20 protein-coding genes and 2 tRNA genes are annotated in these 21,997 nt (G+C 71.6%); 3 read left to right on the top strand and 19 right to left on the bottom strand.

Annotation, left to right across the window (positions count from 1 at the left end; translation table 11 throughout):
* Positions 1-5: 5 nt before the first annotated feature.
* The 9 genes from holA to leuS form a co-directional block, all read right to left on the bottom strand.
* Positions 6-995 carry a DNA polymerase III subunit delta gene (gene holA / locus ACIBL4_RS12080; RefSeq protein ID WP_399408921.1) on the bottom strand — a complete coding sequence of 330 codons (990 nt, stop codon included), beginning with the start codon at positions 993-995 and terminating at the stop codon, positions 6-8.
* A gap of 92 nt (positions 996-1,087) precedes the next feature.
* On the bottom strand, positions 1,088-1,333 hold the full coding sequence (locus tag ACIBL4_RS12075) for a hypothetical protein (RefSeq protein WP_306967019.1): 246 nt from the start codon (positions 1,331-1,333) through the stop codon (positions 1,088-1,090).
* A 38-nt stretch (positions 1,334-1,371) separates the two neighbouring features.
* Positions 1,372-2,253, bottom strand: a complete 882-nt coding sequence (locus ACIBL4_RS12070; protein WP_399408919.1) for a YceI family protein — start codon at positions 2,251-2,253, stop codon at positions 1,372-1,374.
* Positions 2,254-2,474: 221 nt separating this feature from the next.
* Positions 2,475-3,314 carry an arylamine N-acetyltransferase gene (locus ACIBL4_RS12065; protein WP_399408917.1) on the bottom strand — a complete coding sequence of 280 codons (840 nt, stop codon included), beginning with the start codon at positions 3,312-3,314 and terminating at the stop codon, positions 2,475-2,477.
* Between the two features lie 4 nt (positions 3,315-3,318).
* Positions 3,319-5,889 (bottom strand): ComEC/Rec2 family competence protein, encoded by a 2,571-nt coding sequence (locus tag ACIBL4_RS12060; RefSeq protein WP_399408915.1) that lies wholly within the window; start codon positions 5,887-5,889, stop codon positions 3,319-3,321.
* Between the two features lie 128 nt (positions 5,890-6,017).
* Positions 6,018-7,199, bottom strand: a complete 1,182-nt coding sequence (locus ACIBL4_RS12055; protein ID WP_399408913.1) for a helix-hairpin-helix domain-containing protein — start codon at positions 7,197-7,199, stop codon at positions 6,018-6,020.
* 129 nt (positions 7,200-7,328) lie between these two features.
* A complete protein-coding gene (locus ACIBL4_RS12050) occupies positions 7,329-8,174 on the bottom strand; it encodes a DegV family protein (protein ID WP_399408911.1) in 846 nt (281 codons plus the stop codon).
* A 72-nt stretch (positions 8,175-8,246) separates the two neighbouring features.
* A complete protein-coding gene (locus tag ACIBL4_RS12045; protein WP_399408909.1) occupies positions 8,247-9,026 on the bottom strand; it encodes a hypothetical protein in 780 nt (259 codons plus the stop codon).
* A 138-nt stretch (positions 9,027-9,164) separates the two neighbouring features.
* A complete protein-coding gene (gene leuS / locus ACIBL4_RS12040; protein WP_399408907.1) occupies positions 9,165-12,044 on the bottom strand; it encodes a leucine--tRNA ligase in 2,880 nt (959 codons plus the stop codon).
* A 467-nt stretch (positions 12,045-12,511) separates the two neighbouring features.
* On the opposite strand from leuS, the gene ACIBL4_RS12035 reads away from it, so the two are divergent.
* Together ACIBL4_RS12035 and ACIBL4_RS12030 are read left to right on the top strand one after the other, a co-directional pair.
* Positions 12,512-13,777: a cytochrome b/b6 domain-containing protein gene (locus ACIBL4_RS12035; protein WP_399408905.1), complete on the top strand. Its 1,266-nt coding sequence runs from the start codon at positions 12,512-12,514 to the stop codon at positions 13,775-13,777.
* Positions 13,774-15,390, top strand: coding sequence for an NADH-quinone oxidoreductase subunit NuoF family protein (locus ACIBL4_RS12030; RefSeq protein ID WP_167537343.1), 1,617 nt, complete (start codon positions 13,774-13,776; stop codon positions 15,388-15,390). The genes ACIBL4_RS12035 and ACIBL4_RS12030 overlap by 4 nt, the downstream gene beginning before the upstream one ends.
* Positions 15,391-15,516: 126 nt before the next feature.
* Here ACIBL4_RS12030 and ACIBL4_RS12025 read toward each other — a convergent pair.
* From ACIBL4_RS12025 to ACIBL4_RS11980, 10 genes are all read right to left on the bottom strand, one after another.
* A tRNA-Ala gene (locus tag ACIBL4_RS12025) sits at positions 15,517-15,589 on the bottom strand.
* Positions 15,590-15,716: 127 nt separating this feature from the next.
* Positions 15,717-15,950 (bottom strand): hypothetical protein, encoded by a 234-nt coding sequence (locus ACIBL4_RS12020; protein ID WP_006136074.1) that lies wholly within the window; start codon positions 15,948-15,950, stop codon positions 15,717-15,719.
* A gap of 3 nt (positions 15,951-15,953) precedes the next feature.
* Entirely contained in the window at positions 15,954-16,127 is a 174-nt protein-coding gene (locus tag ACIBL4_RS12015; RefSeq protein ID WP_356924112.1) for a hypothetical protein, read from the bottom strand.
* 203 nt (positions 16,128-16,330) lie between these two features.
* Positions 16,331-16,403: transfer RNA gene (locus ACIBL4_RS12010), tRNA-Ala, on the bottom strand.
* 74 nt (positions 16,404-16,477) lie between these two features.
* Positions 16,478-17,152: a histidine phosphatase family protein gene (locus tag ACIBL4_RS12005; protein WP_399409341.1), complete on the bottom strand. Its 675-nt coding sequence runs from the start codon at positions 17,150-17,152 to the stop codon at positions 16,478-16,480.
* Complete coding sequence (gene rsfS / locus ACIBL4_RS12000) at positions 17,143-17,589, bottom strand: ribosome silencing factor (RefSeq protein WP_020269542.1); 447 nt, start codon at positions 17,587-17,589, stop codon at positions 17,143-17,145. Before rsfS ends, ACIBL4_RS12005 begins: the two co-directional genes overlap by 10 nt.
* A gap of 103 nt (positions 17,590-17,692) precedes the next feature.
* Positions 17,693-19,387 carry an LCP family protein gene (locus tag ACIBL4_RS11995; RefSeq protein WP_399408902.1) on the bottom strand — a complete coding sequence of 565 codons (1,695 nt, stop codon included), beginning with the start codon at positions 19,385-19,387 and terminating at the stop codon, positions 17,693-17,695.
* A gap of 16 nt (positions 19,388-19,403) precedes the next feature.
* Entirely contained in the window at positions 19,404-20,147 is a 744-nt protein-coding gene (gene nadD / locus ACIBL4_RS11990) for a nicotinate-nucleotide adenylyltransferase (protein WP_399408900.1), read from the bottom strand.
* A gap of 85 nt (positions 20,148-20,232) precedes the next feature.
* The gene (locus ACIBL4_RS11985; RefSeq protein WP_010041970.1) at positions 20,233-20,397 is read right to left on the bottom strand and encodes a hypothetical protein; all 165 of its coding nucleotides are present in this window, start codon (positions 20,395-20,397) and stop codon (positions 20,233-20,235) included.
* A 155-nt stretch (positions 20,398-20,552) separates the two neighbouring features.
* Entirely contained in the window at positions 20,553-20,714 is a 162-nt protein-coding gene (locus ACIBL4_RS11980; protein ID WP_399408898.1) for a hypothetical protein, read from the bottom strand.
* Between the two features lie 125 nt (positions 20,715-20,839).
* Between ACIBL4_RS11980 and ACIBL4_RS11975 the strand changes: the two genes are divergently transcribed.
* The gene (locus tag ACIBL4_RS11975; RefSeq protein WP_399409339.1) at positions 20,840-21,976 is read left to right on the top strand and encodes a M48 family metallopeptidase; all 1,137 of its coding nucleotides are present in this window, start codon (positions 20,840-20,842) and stop codon (positions 21,974-21,976) included.
* Positions 21,977-21,997: the final 21 nt, after the last annotated feature.

The raw sequence follows: 21,997 nt of genomic DNA, 5'->3' as shown, positions 1-21,997 counted from the left end.
CGGCCTCAGCCCCGGCCCCGGGAGCGGGCCGCCCGCGCGATCGTGACCACCGCCTTCTCCAGGGCGTACTCGGGATCGTCCCCGCCGCCCTTCACGCCCGCGTCCGCCTCGGCCACCGCCCGCAGGGCCACCGCCACCCCGTCCGGGGTCCAGCCCCGCATCTGCTGCCGCACCCGGTCGATCTTCCACGGCGGCATGCCCAGCTCCCGCGCGAGATCGGCCGGACGTCCGCCACGCGCCGACGACAGCTTCCCGATCGCCCGGACGCCCTGCGCCAGCGCACTCGTGATCAGCACCGGCGCCACCCCGGTCGACAGCGACCAGCGCAACGCCTCCAGCGCCTCCGCCGCGCGCCCCTCGACCGCCCGGTCGGCGACCGTGAAGCTCGACGCCTCGGCCCGGCCCGTGTAGTACCGCCCGACGATCGCCTCGTCGATCGTCTCCTCGACGTCCGCGACCAGCTGGGAGACCGCCGATGCCAGCTCCCGCAGATCACTTCCGATCGCGTCGACGAGCGCCTGGCACGCCTCCGGCGTGGCGGACCTGCCCACCGCCCGGAACTCCTGCCGCACGAACGCCAGCCGGTCCGCCGGCTTCGTCATCTTCGGGCAGGCCACCTCACGCGCCCCGGCCTTGCGGGCCGCGTCGAGCAGTCCCTTGCCCTTGGCCCCGCCGGCGTGCAGCAGCACCAGGGTGATCTCCTCGGCGGGCGCCCCGAGGTAGGCCTTCACGTCCTTGATCGTGTCGGCCGACAGGTCCTGCGCGTTGCGTACGACGACGACCTTGCGCTCCGCGAACAGCGACGGGCTCGTCAGCTCGGCGAGCGTGCCCGGCTGCAACTGGTCCGGGGTCAGGTCCCGTACGTCCGTGTCGGCGTCGGAGGCCTTCGCGGCGGCCACCACCTCCTGCACGGCACGGTCGAGCAGCAGCTCCTCCTGGCCCACGGCGAGCGTCACGGGGGCGAGAGGGTCGTCATTCGCAGTCTTCCTGGCCATCGCGACAAGCATCCCACGCGGCACTGACAACCAGGCCTACGGTCTTGACCGGGCCTGCGCTTCTCGAGCGGGCCTGCGGTTCTCGGCCGGGCCTACGGTTCCTCCCGCCAGCCCTCCCACTCACCGGCGAACCGGTCCAGCTCGCCGGGATCCAGCCGCTCTTCCTCGTCCCTCAGGACGACCAGCCACTGCGCGTCCTCGGCGTCGTCCTCACCGGCCAGCGCGTCCCGCACCAGCCGCGGCTCCTCGACGACACCGAAACGCTCGGCAAGCGCCTGCACCACTTCTTCCGCCGCGTCCCTGTCGGGCAGCACCAGCACATGTCGCACATCACTCACGCCGGCCATTGTCCGACACCGGCTCGCGCACCGGCCGCTCAGCCCTTGCGGACGACCTGCACGTCGAGGTCGACCTTGATGCTCGGCCCCACGACCGCGATGCCGCGGGCCAGCATCGTCTGCCAGCTCACCGTGAAGTCGTCCCGGTGCAGTTCGGTCGTGGCCCGGCAGGCCGCCCGTACCTCGCCCTCCATGCCGTTGCCCAGCCCCAGGTACTCCGTGTCCAGCGTGACCGTGCGCGTCACGCCGTGCAGCGACAGCGCCCCCGTCACCGCCCACCGGTTTCCGCCCTTGTGCACGAACCGTTCGCTGTAGAACTCGAGGGTCGGGAACTTCGCGACGTCCAGGAAGTCCGCCGACCGCAGATGGTCGTCGCGCATCCTCATGTTGGTGTCGATGGACGCCGCGTCGATCACCACGTGCATCGCCGACCGCTCCAGCGGCTCGCCGAGCCGTATGACGCCCGCGAAGGACTTGAACTGTCCGTGGATGCGGGCCATGCCGATGTGCCGCGCGGTGAACCCGATCGAGGAGTGCGCCGACTCGATCTCCCAGTCGCCGGGCTCGGGCAGCTCCGGCGGCCGGGCCACCTGGAGCGTCACGTCACCGAGCGAGGCGAGCGAGTTCTCGGCGACCTGCGTGGTCGCCCGGTGCGGCGTGTACCCCTCCGCCGACACCGCGATCCGGTACTCCCCGGCGGGCACCGTCGTCATGAACGACCCGTAGGGGTCCGCTCCCCCGCTGACCACCGGACGCCCCATGGCGTCGGTGACCGTGAACTCGGCATGCCGCACCGGCTCGTTGACCGGGTCGAGCGCGCGGCAGGCCAGCACGCCGGCGCTGGGCGGCGTCAGCACCGCCGCCAGGGGGCCCGTCCGTTGCACCCGGTTGGTTCTGTTTCCCAGCCAGCGGCCGATCATCTGGACACCTCGTCCGACTCGAAGTCAGCGGTTTGATCACTCTTCACCGAGGAGGCATTCGACCACCGATGAGGCTTTCGAGGCAACACGGGACCACATCACGGGAATCCAGCACTTGTGCTGGGACTACGCACGAGTAGCACCCATGTGGGCCAAGTGGGGTGTCTGGCCCCTCTGCCCCTTCTGGTCCCACCGCTCCCGGCCCGCCCGCGCGGCCCGGATCAGCCGTCCTGGCCGGTGCCCCGGACCGTCGGCACCGAGCCGAGCTCGATCCCGAACCGCTCCCGGTACACCCCGAGCACCTCCTCGTCCGTCCCCAGCTCCCGCTCCTCCCGGCTGCCGTCGGCTCCGGTCACCGTGAACCTGCGGCCGCTGAGCGTGATCCTCCCTCCGTCCTCCGTGACCCGTGAGCAGACCAGCGACCGCGTGAAGTGCGACACCGGCGACGTGCTGTGCCACCACGCCCCGGCGACGAAGTCCCCGAGCACCCGCGGCCGTACCTCCAGGCGGTACTGCGGTCTGCCGTCGCGGATCACGTCCAGGTCCGCCGCCTCCACCGTGTCGTGCCCACCGCGCATCCCGGCCGCGTCCGGCTGCGCCTCGACGATCCGGAACGTGCCCCCGGGGTCCTCCTGTTCTCCCCTCTCCCCGAACGCCAGCGGCAGGTGGCTGTGCGCCCCGAACCCGACGTCGGCCAGCCAGTCGCCCCCGTCCACCGTCCGCACCCGCAGCGCGAGATGGTCGTACGGGATCCCGAGCCGCTCCCCGTCGCCGTACACCCGCCCCGCGAGCAGCGCCACGTCGTACCCCAGGGCGGCGAGCAACGCCCCGAAGGCGCCGTTGAGTTCGTAACAGAACCCGCCCCGCCGGGCGCCCACCACCTTGTCCAGCAGCCGCTTCTCCTCCAGCACGATCTCCTCGCCGAGATGGATCGACAGGTTCTCGAACGGCACGGCCCTCAGGTGGCGCAGATGCAGCTCGCGGAGCACGTCGACGGTGGGCCACGCCGGGTGCTCGGCTCCCAGACGGCGGAGATAGGCGTCTACCTGTGCTGAGTTCATGCCCTCAGTCTCGCGCCACCCTCAGCCTCCCGCCCTCTCCTACGACCGCCAGTGCGCCGTCCCGGTCCGTCCGCAGCACCACCGCACCCCCGGCGCGCAACGCCGCGACCGTGCCCGGCGCCGGATGCCCGTAGCTGTTGCCGGCCCCGCAACTGATCAGAGCCAGCCGCGGGGCAGCCCGGCCCATCAGGCCCGGGTCCTGATACGCCGATCCGTGATGGGCGACCTTCAGCACGTCCACGCTCTCCAGGGCGTCGGCCGCCGGTGATCTCGCCAGGGCCCGCTGGGCCGGGGGTTCGAGGTCCCCGAGGAGCAGCAGGCGCAGTCCGGCCGACCGGACCAGCATGGCCACACTGGCGTCGTTCGGCCCCTCCACAGCCGGGTGGGCCGGGTGGGCCGGGAGCACCTGCGGGTGGGGGCCCGGTGGAGGGGCCGGGAGCCGGCCTGGCGGCGGGCTCGGGGGCGGCCACACCACCTGCCAGGACAACTCCCCCGCGCGACGCTGTTCCCCGGCGGCGGCCCGCGTCACGGGAACCCGCCGGGCCGCCGCGTGTCTGCGTACGAACGCGGCCTGGTCCGCGGGCTCTTCGAAGCCGGTCGTCTCGATCGCGGCCACCGCCCTCCCGCGCAGCACACCGGGCAGGCCCGCCACGTGATCGGCGTGGAAGTGGGTGAGCACGACCAGCGGAATCCTCGTGATGCCGAGTGAGCGCAGGCAGTGGTCGACGAGCTGCGGATCGGGTCCCGCGTCCACCACCACACCGGCGCCCCCGCCCGCCGAGAGCACCATGGCGTCGCCCTGCCCCACGTCGCACAACACCAGCCGCCAGCCGGGTGGCGGCCAGCCCGTGATCACCCGGGTCACCGGTGGGGGCTGCACCAACACCAGCACCAGCACCAGGCCGCAGACCCCGCACCACCACGGATGCCCGAGCAGCCGCCGTCCCACGAGCAGCACGACCAGCGTCACGGCCGCGAGCAACGCCGCACCCGCCCAGCTGCCCGGCCAGTCCACTCCCGCTCCCGGCAGCGCGGCCCCCGTACGGGCGACCTCCGCGATCCACTCGGCGGGCCACTGCGCGCACCAGGCCAGGGTCTTGGCCACGGGCATCGCCATCGGTGCCGTGGCCAGCGCGGCAAAGCCGAGCACGGTGGCCGGAGCGATCGCGAACTCCGCGATCAGGTTGCACGGCACCGCCACCAGGCTCACTCGCGCCGACAGCACGGCGACGACGGGCGCGCACAGGGCCTGCGCGGCGGCAGCGGCCGCCAGCGCCTCGGCGAGCCGCGGCCGCACCCCGCGCCGCCGCAGCCCGGCGCTCCAGCGCGGCGCGAGCGTGAGCAGGGCGCCGGTGGCCGCGACGGAGAGCAGGAACCCGTAACTCCGCGCCAGCCACGGGTCGTACAGCACCAGCAGCAGCACCGCCGTCGCCAGCGCCGGGATGAGTGACCTGCGACGGCCGGTCGCGAGCGCGAGCAGCGCGACGGCTCCGCAGGCGGCGGCCCGCAGCACGCTCGGATCCGGTCTGCACACGACGACGAACCCGAGGGAGAGCACGCCCCCGAGCACCGCTGTCGCCCGCAGGGAGACACCGAGGCAAGGCGCGAGCCCCCTCCGCTCGACGTGCTGCGCCAGGCCCGGCGGGCCGAGCAGCAGGGCGAGCAGGATGGTGAAGTTGGCCCCGGAAACGGCCAGTGTGTGGGTGAGGTCGGTCTCCTTGAAGGCCTCCTCCAGCTCCGGGGTGATCCGCGAGGTGTCCCCCACGACCAGCCCCGGCAACAGCGCCCGGGCATCCGCCGGCAGCCCGTCGGTCGCCTCCCGCAGCCCGGCCCGCAGCCGCCCGGCGAGTCGCTGACCGGCCGACGGTTCCCCGACCACCTCCGGTTCCGCCCGGCCCCGGACCCGCAGCACCGCTGCGACCCGGTCACCGCCCGTCATCGCGGGAGCCAGCCGCCCGCTGACCCGCAGTCGCGTCGACGGCAGCAGCCCCATCCACGGCGACCGCACCGGCCCCCCGGCGGCAGACTGCCCGCCTTCGACGGTCCCGGTCGCAGAGGGGCCGGCCGGCCCCAAGTCGACGATCATCAGCACCGGCGTCCGCGTCCCCACGGTCGCGCCGCCGGCCCCCTGCACGCGCCGCACCTCGGCCTCGATCAGCACGGCGGTCGGAGCGACGTGATCGCCCCGGACCTTCGGCCGGGTGAGCCGGGGATCGGAGGTCAGCTCCACCTCCGCGGTCGCCGTCGCGTACTCCCGCGCCAGGCCGGGCACAGGCCCCCGGCGCAGGTCGGCCCCGTGCAGCCCGGCCGAGGCGGCAGCCGCGGCCACGCACAGCAGCACGGCCGCGGCCGACGCTCGCGGCCAAGAGGCCCACCCCGCCCGCCGGGCGAGCGGCAGCAGGCCGACGGCGGCCAGACAGCCGGCCACGACGCCGAGGACCCACCCCGGCGACGCGTCCAGCACCAATGCCGCCGTACCCCAGGCCGCCAGGGCGGGTGGGACGAGCCGCAGGTCCGTGGGTCCTTCCTGCCGCGGACGGGAGCTGCCCAGCCGCTTGCCGGAAGCGGCGTGCACGGACGAACGGACGGGAGAGACCGACCCGGAACGGGCGCGAGAGGCCGACCCGGTGGGAAGGACCGACCCGGCGGTGAAGGCCTCAGGCGCCGCCTCGTCCTGCCGCGCCGGCGGCTCATGGGCCCTCCTCATGGCCGTACGAGGTTCCGCAAATCGGCGAAGCGCCGGTCGCCGATGCCGTTCACCTCACGCAGCTCGTCCACCGATCGGAAGCCGCCGTGCTGCGTGCGGTAGTCGATGATGTGCTGCGCCAGCACCGGGCCGACCCCCGGCAAGGTGTCGAGCTGGTCGGCGGTGGCCGTGTTGAGCGAGACGGGAGCCCCCGGCATCACACCGCCCGCCGCCACACCGCCGGTTCCCCCGGCCGCCGTACCGCCCCCTCCGGTCCCCGCCCCAGTGCCCGCAGCGGGAGCCGGTGCCCCGACGATCACCTGCTCTCCGTCCACGAGGAACCGGGCGCGGTTGAGACCGTCGGTCTTCGCGCCGGGCTTCACCCCGCCCGCCGCGCGCAGCGCGTCCGCGACACGCGAGCCGGCCGGCAGCCGGTGGATCCCGGGTTCACGGACCTTGCCGCCGACGTCCACCACGATCTCGGCCGCCCCTGCCGCACCCGCCCCGCCTGTCGCCTTCACCGCCCCCGCGGGCGCACCCGCTCCTCGTTCCGGCTCGGCCTGTCCACCCTGTCCCTGCTGCTCGTAGGGTGCCGCCGCACGCACCACCTCGGGCGGCCGCACGGACTGGGTCCGGCCCGCCCAGAAGTGCTGCACCGCGAACGCCGCGGCGACGACGAGCACCACGGTCAACGCCAGCACGCTCCGCGGCTCCAGGCCACACCTCGCCTGCAACCACACCGGCATGCGCTCCCGCACCGCGAGCCCGGCCCGCTCCCGCCAGGTCCCTTCCCCAAGCCGGCCGTCCCCACCGACTGCCCCAGCGCCCGCCCCACCGTCGACACCGGCACCGGCACCGGCACCGGCACCGACGGGGACACGGACGGACTCCGCATCAGTTTCCACACCGCCTTCCGAGATGGCCCCCGGCCGATCCAGCCCGTGCCCAACACTGCCTACGGCAACCGTCTCCTCGGGCGGACCATGCCCCGACTCCCGCCGCTCCCCGGCCCGTTCGGCATGCTCGCCGAAGAGCACCTCCGCGCGCCGGTGGAGTTCCTCCGCCGAGGCCTGACGATGCCGTGCCCGGCCGCGTGCGACAGGCCGGTGGCGGCGGTGGCGGACACGGCCGTCGGACGCCGGTCCACGGCCCGGCCCGCTGGTCACAGTCGCTGTGCGTGAACGTGATCGAAGTGCCATGCGACGAGGATCAGCCACCTCGGCACACTCGCGATGATCTTGGTCAATTCCCGGGGACAACGGACGGCTTGTGGACAACGCGGCCACCCACACGGGTGATCAGAGGCCGCCGTGCCCCGCCGTGACCGTTCACTGCGGCGAAACCACGACCCCCAGCAACCCGGGCCCCGTGTGTGCCCCGATCACCGCCCCGACCTCGCTGACATGCAGATCGGCGAGCCCGGGCACCCGTGACCGCAGCCGGTCGGCGAGGGCCGACGCCCGGTCCGTGGCGGCGAGATGGTGGACGGCGACGTCGACCCGGGCGCTGCCCGCACGCTCGGCCGCGATCTCCTCGAGGCGGGCGATCGCCTTCGACGCGGTCCGCACCTTCTCCAGCGGTTCGATACGGCCGTCGGCCAGTTGCAGCAGCGGTTTCACCGCGAGCGCCGAGCCCAGCAGGGCCTGTGCGGCACCGATGCGGCCGCCGCGGCGCAGGTAGTCGAGGGTGTCGACGTAGAAGTAGGCGGACGTGCCCGCGGCCCGCTTCTCCGCGGCCGTCACGGCCTCGTCCATGGTGCCGCCCGACTCCGCGGTCTCCGCCGCGGCGAGCGCGCAGAAGCCGAGCGCCATCGCGATCATGCCGGTGTCCACCACCCGCACCGGCACCGGCGCCTGCCGCGCGGCGACGACGGCCGCGTCGTACGTACCGGAGAGCTCCGCGGAGAGATGGAGGGAGACGATACCGGTGGCGCCGGACTCGGCGACCTTGCGGTACGTCTCCTCGAAGAGGGCGGGGCTGGGCCGCGAGGTCGTCACCGGGCGCCGCTTCTGCAAAGCCTGGGCGAGGGCCCGGGTCGAGATCTCGGTGCCCTCCTCCAGCGCCCGGTCGCCGAGGACGACGGTCAGAGGTACCGCTGTGATGCCATGGCGCTCCATCGTCCGGGCCGGCAGGTAGGCCGTTGAATCGGTGACGATCGCGACATGGCGGGACATGAGCTGGAGGTTACCTGCCGTAGTGCCCGTGTGGCAGCCCGGCCCCCGCGCCCTGTGACGCGAGTGGCTGGATCAAGTGGTGCTCTCGGGGCGGGGCTTCTTCTGCCAGGGGTAGGTCGGGCGCGGTCCCGACGGGCTGATGGCGGGCCGTGCCGGCTCGTGCGCCGTGCTGGACTGCGGGGTCTCCGGCCAGGTCTGCCCGGGCGTGGCGGCATCGGCGGCGGGCGCCTCGGGCCACGACCTCGCGGCCGGCTCCGGCTGCGGCTCAGGCTTCTGCTTCGGCGGGGCGGCGGGCCGGGACTCCGGCTCCGTCGTCCAGTGCCGCAGCGCCCCGGCCTCCATGTCGATCTGGGCGCTGAGCGTGTCCAGGTCGTCCCCCGCGAAGCGGTGGGCGCGGTCGCGGGCCGCCCAGCGCAAGGCGTCCGCCGACTGTGTGATGCGGTCGGCGCGCTCACGCAGCTCGGGCAGCCGCTCGGTGAGCGTGGTGCGGTCGGGCTCGGACTCCAGGCGTTTCAGCTCGTCGTCCAGCTCGTGCCCGTGCGCACTGAGCCGTTCGAAGAGGCCGACGGATTCCTTCAGGGACTCGTCCTCGGCGACAGCCGCGCGCAGCGCCTCCTGGGTGGCACGCATCGACGTACGCAGTTTCAGCCGGAGTTGGGCGAGCTCCCCCGCGGCGCCCGGCTGGGCGAAGGACTTGGCGCGCAGGGTGTGGTCCTCGACCGTGCGGCGGGCCTGGGTGAGGCCGCGGTCCACGCCGCGCTTGGCGGCGCCGACCACCTTCACCGTGGCGTACACGCCCAGTCCTAGAAAGAGCACGAAGAGCAGGGCGAATACTGCGATCACTGCTTCCACCGGCTCCTCCTCAGGGCGTCTCGGGACATCTCACGCCGCTCTTCAACGGTAAACGCAACAGGCAGGTCCGGAGTTCCAGAAAAACCCCGAACCTGCCCGTAGGGGACCACCCCGAGAGGGTTCCGCGGTGCCCGGCGCCTATGCGGGAACGATGTTCACCAGCTTCGGCGCCCGCACGATCACCTTCCGGATCCCGGCCCCGCCCAGCGCGGCGACGACCTTCTCGTCGGCCAGGGCGACCTTCTCCAGTTCGTCCTCGGCGATCGACGGCGAGACCTCCAGCCGCGCCTTGACCTTGCCCTTGATCTGGACGACGCAGGTCACGGTCTCGTCGACCACGTACGCCGGGTCGGCCACCGGGAAGTCCTGGTGGACCACCGAGTCCCCGTGCCCCAGCCTGCGCCACAGCTCCTCGGCGATGTGCGGGGCCAGCGGCGCGACCATCAGCACCAGCGGCTCGGCGACGGACCGCGACACCGGCCCGCCCGCCTTGGTCAGGTGGTTGTTCAGCTCGGTGACCTTGGCGATGGCGGTGTTGAACCGCATGCCCTCCAGGTCCCCGCGCACACCGTCGATCGCCTTGTGCAGGGCGCGCAGCGTCTCCTCGTCCGGCTCGGCGTCGACGACGGTCACCTCGCCGGTCGCCTCGTCGACGATGTTGCGCCACAGCCGCTGCAGCAGCCGGAACTGGCCCACGACCGCGCGCGTGTCCCAGGGCCGGGAGACGTCCAGCGGGCCCATCGCCATCTCGTACAGCCGCAGTGTGTCGGCGCCGTACTCGTCGCAGATCTCGTCCGGAGTGACCGCGTTCTTCAGGGACTTGCCCATCTTGCCCAGCAGCCGGGAGACCTTCTCACCCTGGTAGTAGTAGGCGCCGTCGCGCTCCTCCACCTCGGCGGCCGGCACCGCGATGCCACGGCTGTCGCGGTAGACGTAGGCCTGGATCATGCCCTGGTTGAACAGCTTGTGGAACGGCTCGGCCGAGGAGATGTGCCCCAGGTCGTACAGCACCTTGGACCAGAAGCGCGCGTACAGCAGGTGCAGCACGGCGTGCTCGGCGCCGCCGACGTACAGGTCGACACCGCCGTGCGGCTGCCCCTCGCGCGGGCCCATCCAGTACCGCTCGATCTCCGGGTCGACCAGCTGCTCGCTGTTGTGCGGGTCCAGGTAGCGCAGCTCGTACCAGCAGGAACCGGCCCAGTTGGGCATGGTGTTGGTCTCACGCCGGAACGTGCGCGGACCACGGCCGTCGCCCAGGTCCAGCGTGACGTTGACCCAGTCCTCGTTGCGCGACAGCGGCGTCTCGGGCTGGGTGTCGGCGTCGTCCGGGTCGAAGGTGCGCGGCGAGTAGTCCTCGACCTCGGGCAGCTCCAGCGGCAGCATCGACTCGGGCAGCGCGTGGGCGATGCCGTCCTCGTCGTAGACGATCGGGAAGGGCTCGCCCCAGTAGCGCTGGCGGCTGAACAGCCAGTCGCGCAGCCGGAAGTTGACGGTGCCCTCGCCGATGCCGGACCGCTCCAGCCACTCGGTGATGCGCGCCTTGGCGTCGACGACCCCCAGGCCGTCCAGGGAGACACCCTCCCCGGTGGAGTTGACGATCTTCGCGTCGTACGACACGAAGGCGGCGTCCCACGTCGAGGTGTCGGTGCCGCGGCCGTCGGTCGGCTCGACGACGCAGGTGATCGGCAGCTCGAAGGCGCGTGCGAACTCGAAGTCACGCGTGTCGTGCGCCGGGACCGCCATGATCGCGCCGGTGCCGTAGCCCATCAGCACGTAGTCGGCGATGAAGACCGGGATCCGCTCGCCGTTGACCGGGTTGGTCGCGTACGCGCCGATGAAGACGCCGGTCTTGTCCTTGGCCTCGGCCTGCCGCTCCACGTCGGACTTGGACGCGGCCTGCGCGCGGTAGGCGGCGACGGCCTCCCCGGGTGTCGCGTGGCCGCCGGTCCACACCTCGTGGGTGCCCTCCGGCCAGGCGGCCGGGGTGAACTTCTCGACCAGCGGGTGCTCGGGCGCCAGCACCATGTAGGTGGCGCCGAACAGGGTGTCCGGGCGGGTGGTGAAGACGGTGATGCGCTCGCCGTCGATGGGGAAGTCGACGCGGGCGCCCTCGGAGCGGCCGATCCAGTTGCGCTGCTGCAGCTTGATGGCCTCGGGCCAGTCCAGCTCCTCCAGGTCCTCCAGCAGCCGGTCGGCATAGGCCGTGATGCGCATGTTCCACTGGCGCAGCTTGGCCTTGAAGACCGGGAAGTTGCCGCGCTCGGAGCGGCCCTCGGCGGTGACCTCCTCGTTGGCCAGCACCGTGCCCAGCCCGGGGCACCAGTTGACCGGCGCGTCGGAGGCGTAGGCCAGCCGGAACTCACCCAGGACGTCGGCCTTCTCGGCGGCGTTCAGCTCGCTCCACGCGCGCGTGTGGCCCGGTACGGGCCGCTCACCCGACTCGAACTGGTCGATCAGCTCGGAGATCGGACGGGCCTTCTTCGCCTCGTGGTCGTACCAGGAGTTGAAGATCTGCAGGAAGATCCACTGGGTCCACTTGTAGTACTCCGGGTCGATCGTGGCGAACGACCGGCGGTTGTCGTGGCCCAGGCCCAGCCGGCGCAGCTGGGACTTCATGTTCTCCATGTTGGCTTCGGTGGACGCGCGCGGGTGCGTGCCGGTCTGCACCGCGTACTGCTCGGCGGGCAGGCCGAAGGCGTCGAAGCCCAGGGTGTGCAGGACGTTGTGGCCGGTCATGCGCTGGAAGCGGGCGTAGACGTCCGTGGCGATGTAGCCCAGCGGGTGGCCGACGTGCAGGCCCGCACCCGAGGGGTACGGGAACATGTCCATGATGAACTTCTTGGGCTTGGCGACGGTCTCCTGGTCGCCCGCCAGGTCGCCCTTGGGGTTGGGCGCGCCGTAGGTGCCGTCGGCGTCCCAGACGTCCTGCCAGCGTGCTTCGATCTCGGCAGCCGTCGCGGCCGTGTAGCGGTGCGGCGCTGCCACCTCGGAGGCGGCAGCGGGGTTCGTCTCGCTCATGATCCTCAAAGCTCCATCGATCGTCTCTGCCTGCGGCTGTGTCGTTCGAGAAACGAAAAATCCCCTCACACAGGAGGGGACGCCGCGCCGATTCCGGCCACTCGACTCGTCCGGTGGCCGGGACTGATCAGCGCGGCCCGCTAAGCAGAAGGCGTACGGCACGCATGGCGTTAGGGTACCGCAGCCCCCCTTCGCACCGCGACGCGCTTCCGATGGGCTGTCCCGGCACCCGAAAAGCTGAACATGGGTCAAAAGTTACTTCGCGTAACAGCCGCTATGGGACATCACACCAGCCACATTGTCCTTTGATAACAACGCAATAACTCAAACCTCGTACCCATCGGTATGGCGCCGCTTAGAGTGCGGCAGCGGGACCGCTTTCCCGAACCGCTCGGAGTTGCCCCCATGAACGCTCATCGCAGTAACAGCTCGCTACGCCCGGTCACCGGGACGCGGGGAGGCCGGCCGTGACGAACTACGACTCCACCGTGGACGACTCGTTCGCCGACTTCCTCAACTTCGGCGCCGGCGTGCTGTCCCTCGTGTGCCTTTCCTGCTCGGTGATCTGGGGGCTGGTCGCCCAGGACCGGGTCCTGCTGGACACGCGCAGGCGCATCCTGGCGCAGGCCGTGCACCGGACCACCGCGGTCGCCTCGATCGTCTTCCTCCTGGTGCACATCGGAGTCAAGCTGGCGCTCGCCCACACCACGTGGGTCGCGGTGTTCATCCCCTTCGGGCTCATCGCCAGCGACAACGACGAGCTCATGGGCCGGTCGTTCCTCGTCGGCCTCGGCACCCTGGCCAGCATGCTCATGATCTTCGTGGGGGTCACGGGCGTGCTGCGCAACCGTTTCGCGTCCCCGGCGCCCGTCGCGGCCCGCTGGCGGGCCATGCACATGCTGGCCTACCCGGCATGGTGCGCCGCCCTGGTCCACGGCCTCTACGCGGGTCGCCAGGCCAAGCCGATCTTCGTCATCCTGTACTGCCTGTCCCTGGTCGGCGTGGCCGGAGCCCTCGCCCTGCGTGCCGCTCCGCGTCCGGTCAAGCGCAAGGTCGCCGACAAGTTCGCCCAGTTCATCGGCCCCGGGGAGGGCCAGGGACGCAGGGACCTGGAGGAGAGCCGGGCCCGGGCGGGCACGGGCTCCGCGCTGCCCGGCTACGAGAGCCGGGACAAGCCCGTGGGAGCCATGGCCTCCCCGCCGGGCCCGCTGTACGAGAAGGCGGAGCGCCCCGCGCCGCAGGAGTCCACGAACGGCTTCGCCGCGGCCTACCGGGCCGTCTCGAGCCCGCCCCTGGGCCAGCAGGCGTTCGCACCGGGGCCGACCGACCGCGCGGAACTGCCGCTGGACATGCAGCCCACCCAGACCATCCCGACCGTGGACGGCCCCTCCAGCACCTCGGGCAACTGGCCGATCCCGTCCCCGCCGCCGGTCGGCGAGGCCCCGCCGTCGGCCTACGACCCGCTCCAGGACACGGGCTTCAACATCCCGCCCTACGACCCACTGCAGGACACCGGGCAAAGCATCCCGGCCTATGGCAATCCAGGCGCCGCCGGCTATGGATCGAGTGACGTGTACGACACGGGTGAGACGAACGCCGTCTACGACACGTACTACCCGAACGACACGTACAACAGCGGTCCCGCCACTGAAACACTGCCCGGTGCGTCCTACGACTTCGACGCACCGGGATCGGGCGAACCTTGGAACACGCCTTCCGGAGGCTTTAAGTGAACGAGGCTTTGCCTGACGTACCCGAAGTCCGCGTGGTCGGTCTTCCCCAGCTCACGTCCGGCTTCGACCTTGTCGATCGGCTCGATCTGCCCATGCATCTGAAGGTGCACGGGCCACTCGAGCCGATGGGCGGCGAGCAGCTCGCGCAACTCGCCGAACGCATCAACCTCAAGGGTCGCGGCGGCGCGGGCTTCCCCTTCCACAAGAAGCTGCGCTCGGTCGCCGAGGCGGCGATCAAGCGCGGTGTCCGGCCTGTCGTCGTCGTGAACGGCAGCGAGGACGAGCCGGCCTGCCGCAAGGACACGGTGCTGATCAACCGTGCCCCGCACCTGATCCTGGACGGCGCGCTGCTGTGCGCCGAAGCGCTGGGTGCCCGCACGCTCGTGGTGGGGGTCACCCGTGAGTCCACACAGCGCTCCATGGAGGCCGCGCTCGCCGAACGCGGGCTCAGCAACGGCCGCAGATCGGCTCTGCGCGCGCGTGTGCAGCGCAACCCGGTCCGTATGGTCACCGGCGCCGCCGCGTCGCTGATCCGCTCCATCGACGGCGGCCCGGCCATCCCGCCGGGCCGCAAGGTCAGCGCCTCGCAGAACGGCGTCGGCGGCGCGCCCACGCTGCTGTCCAACGCCGAGACGTTCGCCCAACTGGCCATCGCCGCCCGCATCGGCCCGGAGCGCTACGGCAACACCGGCCTGTACGACGAGCCGGGCACGGTAATGCTCACGGTCTCCGGGGCGGTCGCCCGCCCCATGGTGATCGAGGTCCCGACGGGCGTGCCGCTGCGGTACGTCCTCCAGCTCGCCGGCGCGCCGCCGGTGCCCCAGGGCGTGCTCACCGGCGGCTACCACGGCAAGTGGATCGACGCGGCGACGGTCAACGAGGCGATCGTCTCCCGCAACTCCCTGGACGCGGTGGGCGGCGCGCTCGGCGCCGGCGCGATCCTGCCGATCACTCAGGAGACCTGCCCGCTGGGCGAGTCACTGCGCGTCGCCCAGTGGCTGGCGGAGGAGAGCGCGGGCCAGTGCGGCCCCTGCTACCTCGGCCTGCCGGCCGCCGCGCGCGGCCTGGAGGACATCCTCAACGGCGGCGGACCGGCCGCACTGGAAGCCCTCAAGCAGGTCGCCAAGAACGTGAAGCGGCGCGGCGCGTGCTCGCACCCCGACGGCTCCGCGATGTTCATCGAGTCGACCATCAAGGCGTTCACGGACGACCTGGCCGCCCATGTCCTCGGAAACGGCTGCGGACGGCCCGTGGAAGGCGTTCTGCCGCTCTTCGAGGGGGGCAGGGCCCCTACGGGCATCCCGGGCGGCGGCGAGTCCGAGGAGAACGGCCCCAGCCGCCAGAAGATCTTCGTCGACTGGACGCTGTGCCGGGGCCACGGCCTGTGCGCGGACATCCTCCCCGAGGTGTTCCAGCTCGGCGCCGACGGCTTCCCGACCGTGGCGCAGGCGAAGGTGCCGCGGTACGCCGAGGACAAGGCTCTACGCGCGGTGCGCCGCTGTCCGGCGCTGGCCCTGCGCATCGAGGAGGACACGCGCGCTCAGGGCGGCGCGCCGTCCCGCAACCTCCCCGTCCTGTCCCAGGGCCGCGGCCGCCGCGCTCTCGGCCGCTGATCAGACGCCGCACGGCGGGCTTCCCCCAGGGGAGCCCGCCGTAGGCGTTCCAGGGCTACCGCACCCGGAAGCCGCACACGAAGAAGGCGGGCCATCCGATCGGATGGCCCGCCTTCTCATCTGCTGTGGAGCTAAGGAGAATTGAACTCCTGACCTCCTGCATGCCATGCAGGCGCTCTACCAACTGAGCTATAGCCCCTTGCTGCGCCCCTCCGGGTTTCCCCGGCGGCGACGCCAACATTACTGGTCCTCCGGGCCCAACACCAAATCGATTTCGCCTCACACGGAGATGCCCGTTATGCCGGATTTACACCGGCCGTGCGGAGCTAAGCCGTGACGAACGAATAGAACCGCTTGAGCGTGCAGTGCTCCTCCAGAAGCCGGCCGTAGATCGGCTCGCCCTCCAGCTCGCGGTACGTCTCGATCGGGTCGCCCTTTATGATCAGCGCCCGCGCGCACTCCTCGCACCAGTACTGGTAGTCGGGATTGATCGGCTCCATGTCGCGGACGATCGGAGTCCCGCTGCCACACCAGTCGCATTTCCGCCTGTGTGCACCCATCGATCAGCTCCAGCTGTGGCCGCAGGCCGTGCACACGTAGGAGATCCCGCCGTTGTCGCCGAGCATCTGGGCCACGTGCGCGGATCCGCAGGAAGGGCAGCTGAGGCGGGTGGACATCTCCCAGGTCAACGCTGCTCCGAGGAGGTGGTCGACCTCCTCGAGGATGCTCGCAGGCATCGCTACTCCCTCCCGTCGGGCCGCGCCCCCTTCCGGCCGTTTGATTCTGCCACGACCGGACCAATACGGTCAGCGACGCCTCAGTACCAGTCCGGACACGGCAACCCGGCGGGGCCGTAGAGGTATACGCCTCAGAGTGCCCCGATGACTCAAGAGGGAGCATGAAAAATCCCGCCCCCTGACGGGAACGGGATCTTGAAGCGTGGAGCTAAGGAGAATTGAACTCCTGACCTCCTGCATGCCATGCAGGCGCTCTACCAACTGAGCTATAGCCCCTCATGTTCCTTCCCGGCGGGCCGGGCGAACAAGAAGAACTTTAGCGTGCGACCTGCCGGAAAGTGAAATCCGGGTCAGTCGTCGTCGCCGAGCACCGGTTCCGGCAGGGTGCCGGCGTTGTGCTCCAGCAGGCGCCAGCCGCGGGCGCCTTCGCCGAGGACGGACCAGCAGCAGTTGGAAAGTCCGCCGAGGCTCTCCCAGTTGTGGGAGTCCAGGGCGAGGAGGCGGCCGATGGTGGTGCGGATGGTGCCGCCGTGGCTGACCACGACGAGCGTGCCGTCCTGGGGGAGCTTCTCGGCGTGCCGCAGCACCACGGGGGCGGCGCGGTCGGCGACCTCGGTCTCCAGCTCGCCGCCGCCGCGGCGCACCGGCTCGCCGCGCTTCCACGCGGCGTACTCGTCGCCGTACCGGGCGATGATCTCCTCGTGCGTCAGGCCCTGCCAGGCGCCCGCGTACGTCTCGCGCAGCGCCTCGTCGTGGGTCACGTCGAGGTCCGTGAGCGCGGCGAGTTCGGCGGCCGTGTCCGCGGCCCGCTTCAGGTCGGAGGCCACGATCGCGTCCGGCTTCAGGGCGACCAGCAGCCGGGCCGCGCGCCGGGCCTGGGCGACGCCGGTCTCGGTGAGCTCGACGTCCGTGGTGCCCTGGAAGCGGCGCTCCACGTTCCACGCGGTCTGGCCGTGCCGCCAGAGGATGATGCGGCGGCCCCGGCCCGTGCCGGCGGACGCCTCAGTGAAGGAGGTCACCGCCAGTCACCTTCCAGCTCCGCCGCCTCCTCGGCCGCTCGCAGCTTGGCGTGCTCCTCGGCCTTGCCGCGGGTGGCCTTGGCGTCCTCGGGCAGCTCCAGCTCGGGGCAGTCCTTCCACAGCCGCTCCAGGGCGTAGAAGACGCGCTCCTCGCTGTGCTGGACGTGGACGACGATGTCGACGTAGTCGAGCAGCACCCAGCGGGCCTCGCGGTCGCCCTCGCGGCGCACCGGCTTGGCGCCGAGCTCCTTGTTGAGGCGCTCCTCGATCTCGTCGACGATCGACTTGACCTGGCGGTCGTTGGGCGCGGAGGCCAGCAGGAAGGCGTCCGTGATGGACAGCACGTCACTGACGTCGTAGGCGACGATGTCGTGTGCCAGTTTGTCGGCGGCCGCCTGGGCGGCGGTGTTGATCAGCTCGTGAGAGCGGTCGGTCACGGTCACTACAAGGCTTTCCGTCGGCGGTCACTTGCCACCAAGGGTCTCACGGACCGCCGCGCGCCCCCCACGCGATTGCGGGGACCGGGTGGGGGCGCACTCCTGCCGGCTAGTCGGACGACGGCTTGTAGTCCTGCCCGAGGACGACGGCGACGTCGGCGCTCGCCGAGATCTTGCCCTTGGTGACGGAGCCCGGGGGCAGGCCCAGGGTCTTGGCGACCTCGGCCGCGTCGGCCTTGTCGGCGGCGTCGGCGTAGGTGACCTTGGACGTGGCCCGGGCGGAGCCGGGCGTGCCGCCGTCCAGGAAGGTGAAGCCGCCGTTGAGGAGCACGACGCGGGCCTTCTCCGTGTTGTCCTTCACACCGGTGGCGTTCTGGACGGAGACGCTGACGGCGGCGTCCTTGTCGGGGCTCTTGGCGGTGCCGCCGAGGACGTTCTTGACCACGCCCGCACTGGCCTGGGCGCTGAGCGTGCCGTCGCCCTGGACGGGCAGCAGGTCCGTCCGGTAGTCGCCGCCCTTGGCGAGGTCTGAGAGCCCGGCGAGGAAGGAGCCGAGGTCCTTGTCGGTCAGGGACGGGTCCAGGATCTGCGCCAGGGTCTGGATCGTGGTCGTCGCGGCCTGCGGGTCGGAGGACATCTTGCGCAGGACGCCCTGCAGGACCTGCCCGAAGCGCTCCAGCTGGGCGTTCTGGGCCTCGCCGGGGGCGCGGTAGGTGGCGTAGGCGACGGCCATCTTGCCGCTGAGGGTCTGGGCCTTGCCCTTGTTGACCAGGGGGGCCTCGCCCTTCTTCTTGGCGTCGGGGTCGGGGACGGCCGTGTCGGTGTCGACGTCGATGTTGCCGATGAGGTCGACGAGGTTCTGCAGGTAGGGGGTGTCCAGGCGCCAGGTGCCCTGGATGTCGGTGCCGAGGACCGTGTCGAGTGCGTCGCGGGTGCCGTCGGAGCCGTCGTCCTCGACCGACTTGGCGAGTGTCGTCGTGGTGCCGTCGTCGCTGGTCAGGGCGAGGGAGTTGGGCAGCAGGACGGTGGTGCCGCGCTTGGTGGTGGTGTTGTCGACGAGGAGGGCCGTGGCGGTACCGCCGCCCTTGGTGTCGTGCAGGTGGACGACGATCACGTCGCGCTTCTGGGCGCCCGCGGCCGTCGCCGTGCCCGTCGCGGGGCCGTCGGAGGACAGGCCGGGCAGTTTCCCCGCGTACCAGAGGTAACCGACGCCGCCTACCGCGGCGAGCGCGAGGACGACGACCAGGGCGACGATCCGGCTGCGGGCGCGGCGCCGGGCCTCCTCGCGGCGCTCGGTGCGGTTCTCGGTGAACTTCAGCCAGTCGATGACGTCTTCGGAGTTGTCGTCGGGCTCCTCGACGAAGGTGAACTGCTCGGTGTGGTAGTCCCGCTGGGGGCCGCCCCGGACCTCCTCGTCGTCGGCCGGGCCCGCCTGCTGGGGGATGTGGGCGGTCTGTTCGGCGACGCGGGGGTGCCGGCCCGTGCCGGCGCCGGCCGCGGCCTGGCCGTAGGGGTCGTGAGCGGCGGTGCCGCCCTGCTGCTGCCCGGAGGTGTAGGGGTCGTACGAGCCGTAGCCGGGCTGCTGCCCGCCCGTGCCGTAGTCGTACGCGGGCGGGGGCTGCTGCCCGCCCTGGGCGTACGGGTCGTAGCCGTAGACCTGCTGTTGCTGCTGGGCGTACGGGTCGTACGTCTGCTGCTGGGTCTGCTGGGCCTGGACCTGCCGGTAGACAGGCTGGCCGTACTCGTCGTAGCCGACGAGTTCGTACTGGTCGCCCCCGTACCCCGGGTCGTATCGGTCGTTCACCGGTGCCCCTCTCGGCTCACTCGCCGCGGTACAGCTCGCGCTTGTCGATATAGCGCACGACTCCGTCCGGCACCAGGTACCAGATGGGGTCGCCCTTGGCGACTCTCGCACGGCAGTCCGTGGAGGAGATGGCGAGGGCGGGTACCTCGACGAGCGAGACACCGCCCTCCGGGAGTCCTGGGTCGTTCAGGTGGTGCCCCGGGCGGGTGACCCCGATGAAGTGCGCGAGGGAGATCAGTTCCTCGCTGTCCCGCCAGGTGAGGATCTGGGAGAGCGCGTCGGCGCCGGTGATGAAGAACAGGTCCGTGTCGGGGTTGAGCGCGCGCAGGTCGCGCAGCGTGTCCACGGTGTAGGTGGGGCCGCCGCGGTCGATGTCGATGCGGCTCACGGAGAACTGGGGGTTCTCCGCGGTCGCGATGACCGTCATCAGGTAGCGGTCCTCGGCCGGGGAGACCTTGCGGTGGCTCTTCTGCCACGGCTGGCCGGTCGGGACGAAGACCACCTCGTCGAGGTGGAACGCCGCGGCGACCTCGCTGGCCGCCACCAGGTGCCCGTGGTGGATCGGGTCGAAGGTGCCGCCCATGACGCCGAGGCGGCGCTTGCCCGGCTGGGGCCGGCCGTTTCCGGGACCGTCGATCTGGCGGTGCTCCGTGGCGGCACGCCGGGGCTCCGAGTGTCGCTCGGTGCCGCTCGCCGTGTCCTGTGCCGGGTCGTACGGCGTCTCGTTCGCCGGACCGGTAGGCATGTCCTGCTCTCCCATGCGTGCAGACCCTACCGGCCCTGCCTGAAGGGTCCGGCCGCCCCTGTGGTCCCCGGGGCGCCCTGCGGGGGGCGCCCGGCCGGGCTCAGCGGTCGCGGTTGAAGCGGGTGGTGATCCACAGCAGGAGCAGCAGGGCGAAGAGGGCGCCGCCACCGGTGAGGTAGGGGCTGAGGCTCTCGTGGTTACCGCCGTGCTCCTCGCCCTCGGCGGCGAGGGTGACCAACTGGGCAGCGGTGCTGTGGAAGCTCATCTTCGGCAGGACCTATCGCGTGTGGGCGGGTTAAAGACGTCGGCTCATCGTAAGCGGGCGCCCCGACCGCGATCACCCCGACTCCGCCTGTTGTGACACGGAGACGGTGCGCGGTCCCGCCCGGCCGGGGCCCGGCGGGGAACCTTCCCGGTGCCTCAGTCGTCCTTCCGTCTGTAGCCACGCAGCAGGAACCACGCGGTCAGCACACAGCCCACGATCATCACGAGCAGGACGTACCGCAGCATCCCCGGCCCCCCTTGCCGCTCGGCGGCGGCCGTGGCCTCGGCGAGCCAGGCGGCTGCGGGGTGGTGCTCCATGGTGGTGGTCTCCTTCGCTGTACTGCCCGACCACCGTAACTCCGCCTAGGCTGGGCTCTGCCTCGGGGAAGCAAAAGGCCGCACAAGGGGCCGCAAAGGTCATACAGACGCACATGGGGGAAGACATGTCCGACGGCCACGAGCACAACGGGCACGAGCACGTGCCGAGCAGGCAGCGCAGGCGCTTCCCCGGAATCTCCTCGCGTACGTACGAGCACCCGGCCGACCGCTCCGCCCTGGTGGCCCTGCGCAAGCTGAGCGGTTTCGACACGGTGTTCAAGGCGCTCAGCGGCCTGCTGCCCGAGCGCAGTCTGAGGCTGCTGTTCCTGTCCGACTCGGTGCGCGTCTCGGACCAGCAGTTCTCGCATCTGAACGTGATGCTGCGGGACGCCTGCTACATCCTGGACCTGGAGAAGGTCCCGCCGATGTACGTGAACCAGGACCCGCAGCCGAACGCGATGTGCATCGGCCTGGACGAGCCGATCATCGTCGTCACGACGGGGCTCGTCGAGCTGCTCGACGAGGAGGAGATGCGGGCGGTCATCGGGCACGAGGTGGGGCACGCGCTGTCCGGGCACTCGGTCTACCGGACCATCCTGCTGTTCCTGACCAGCCTGGCCGTCCGGGTCGCCTGGATCCCGCTGGGCAACCTCGCGATCATGGCGATCGTGACCGGGCTGCGGGAGTGGTTCCGCAAGTCGGAGCTGTCCGCGGACCGGGCGGGGCTGCTGGTCGGGCAGAATCTCCAGGCGTCCATGCGGGGCCTGATGAAGATCGCGGGCGGCAACCACCTGCACGAGATGAACGTGGACGCGTTCCTCGCCCAGGCCGATGAGTACGAGGCCGGGGGCGACCTGCGCGACTCGGTGCTGAAGATCCTGAACGTGCTGCCGCGCTCCCACCCCTTCACCACCGTGCGGGCCGCCGAGCTGAAGAAGTGGGCGGAGTCGCGGGACTACCAGCGGATCATGGACGGCCACTACCCGCGGCGCGACGAGGACAAGGACACCTCGGTACGGGACTCCTGGCGGGACTCGGCGAACCACTACACGACCCATGTGAAGAACTCCAAGGACCCGCTGATGAAGCTGGTCACGGACCTCGCCGGAGGCGCCGGCGACCTGGGCGACCGTGTCCGCCGGGGCTTCGGCGGCTTCGCGAACCCGGCTCAGAAGCCGCCCCGGGGGCCCGAGACGCCGGGCCCGTCGGACACCCCCTCGGACTCCCCGGGCGACGAGCAGCCGCCGCGCGACGGCAGCTGAGGCGCCCGCACACGCCCTGGG

Origin of the sequence: Streptomyces sp. NPDC050416, from assembly GCF_044458845.1 — a bacterium.
Lineage (GTDB): Bacteria > Actinomycetota > Actinomycetes > Streptomycetales > Streptomycetaceae > Streptomyces.
This window is presented reverse-complemented; position numbering and strand designations above follow the sequence as displayed.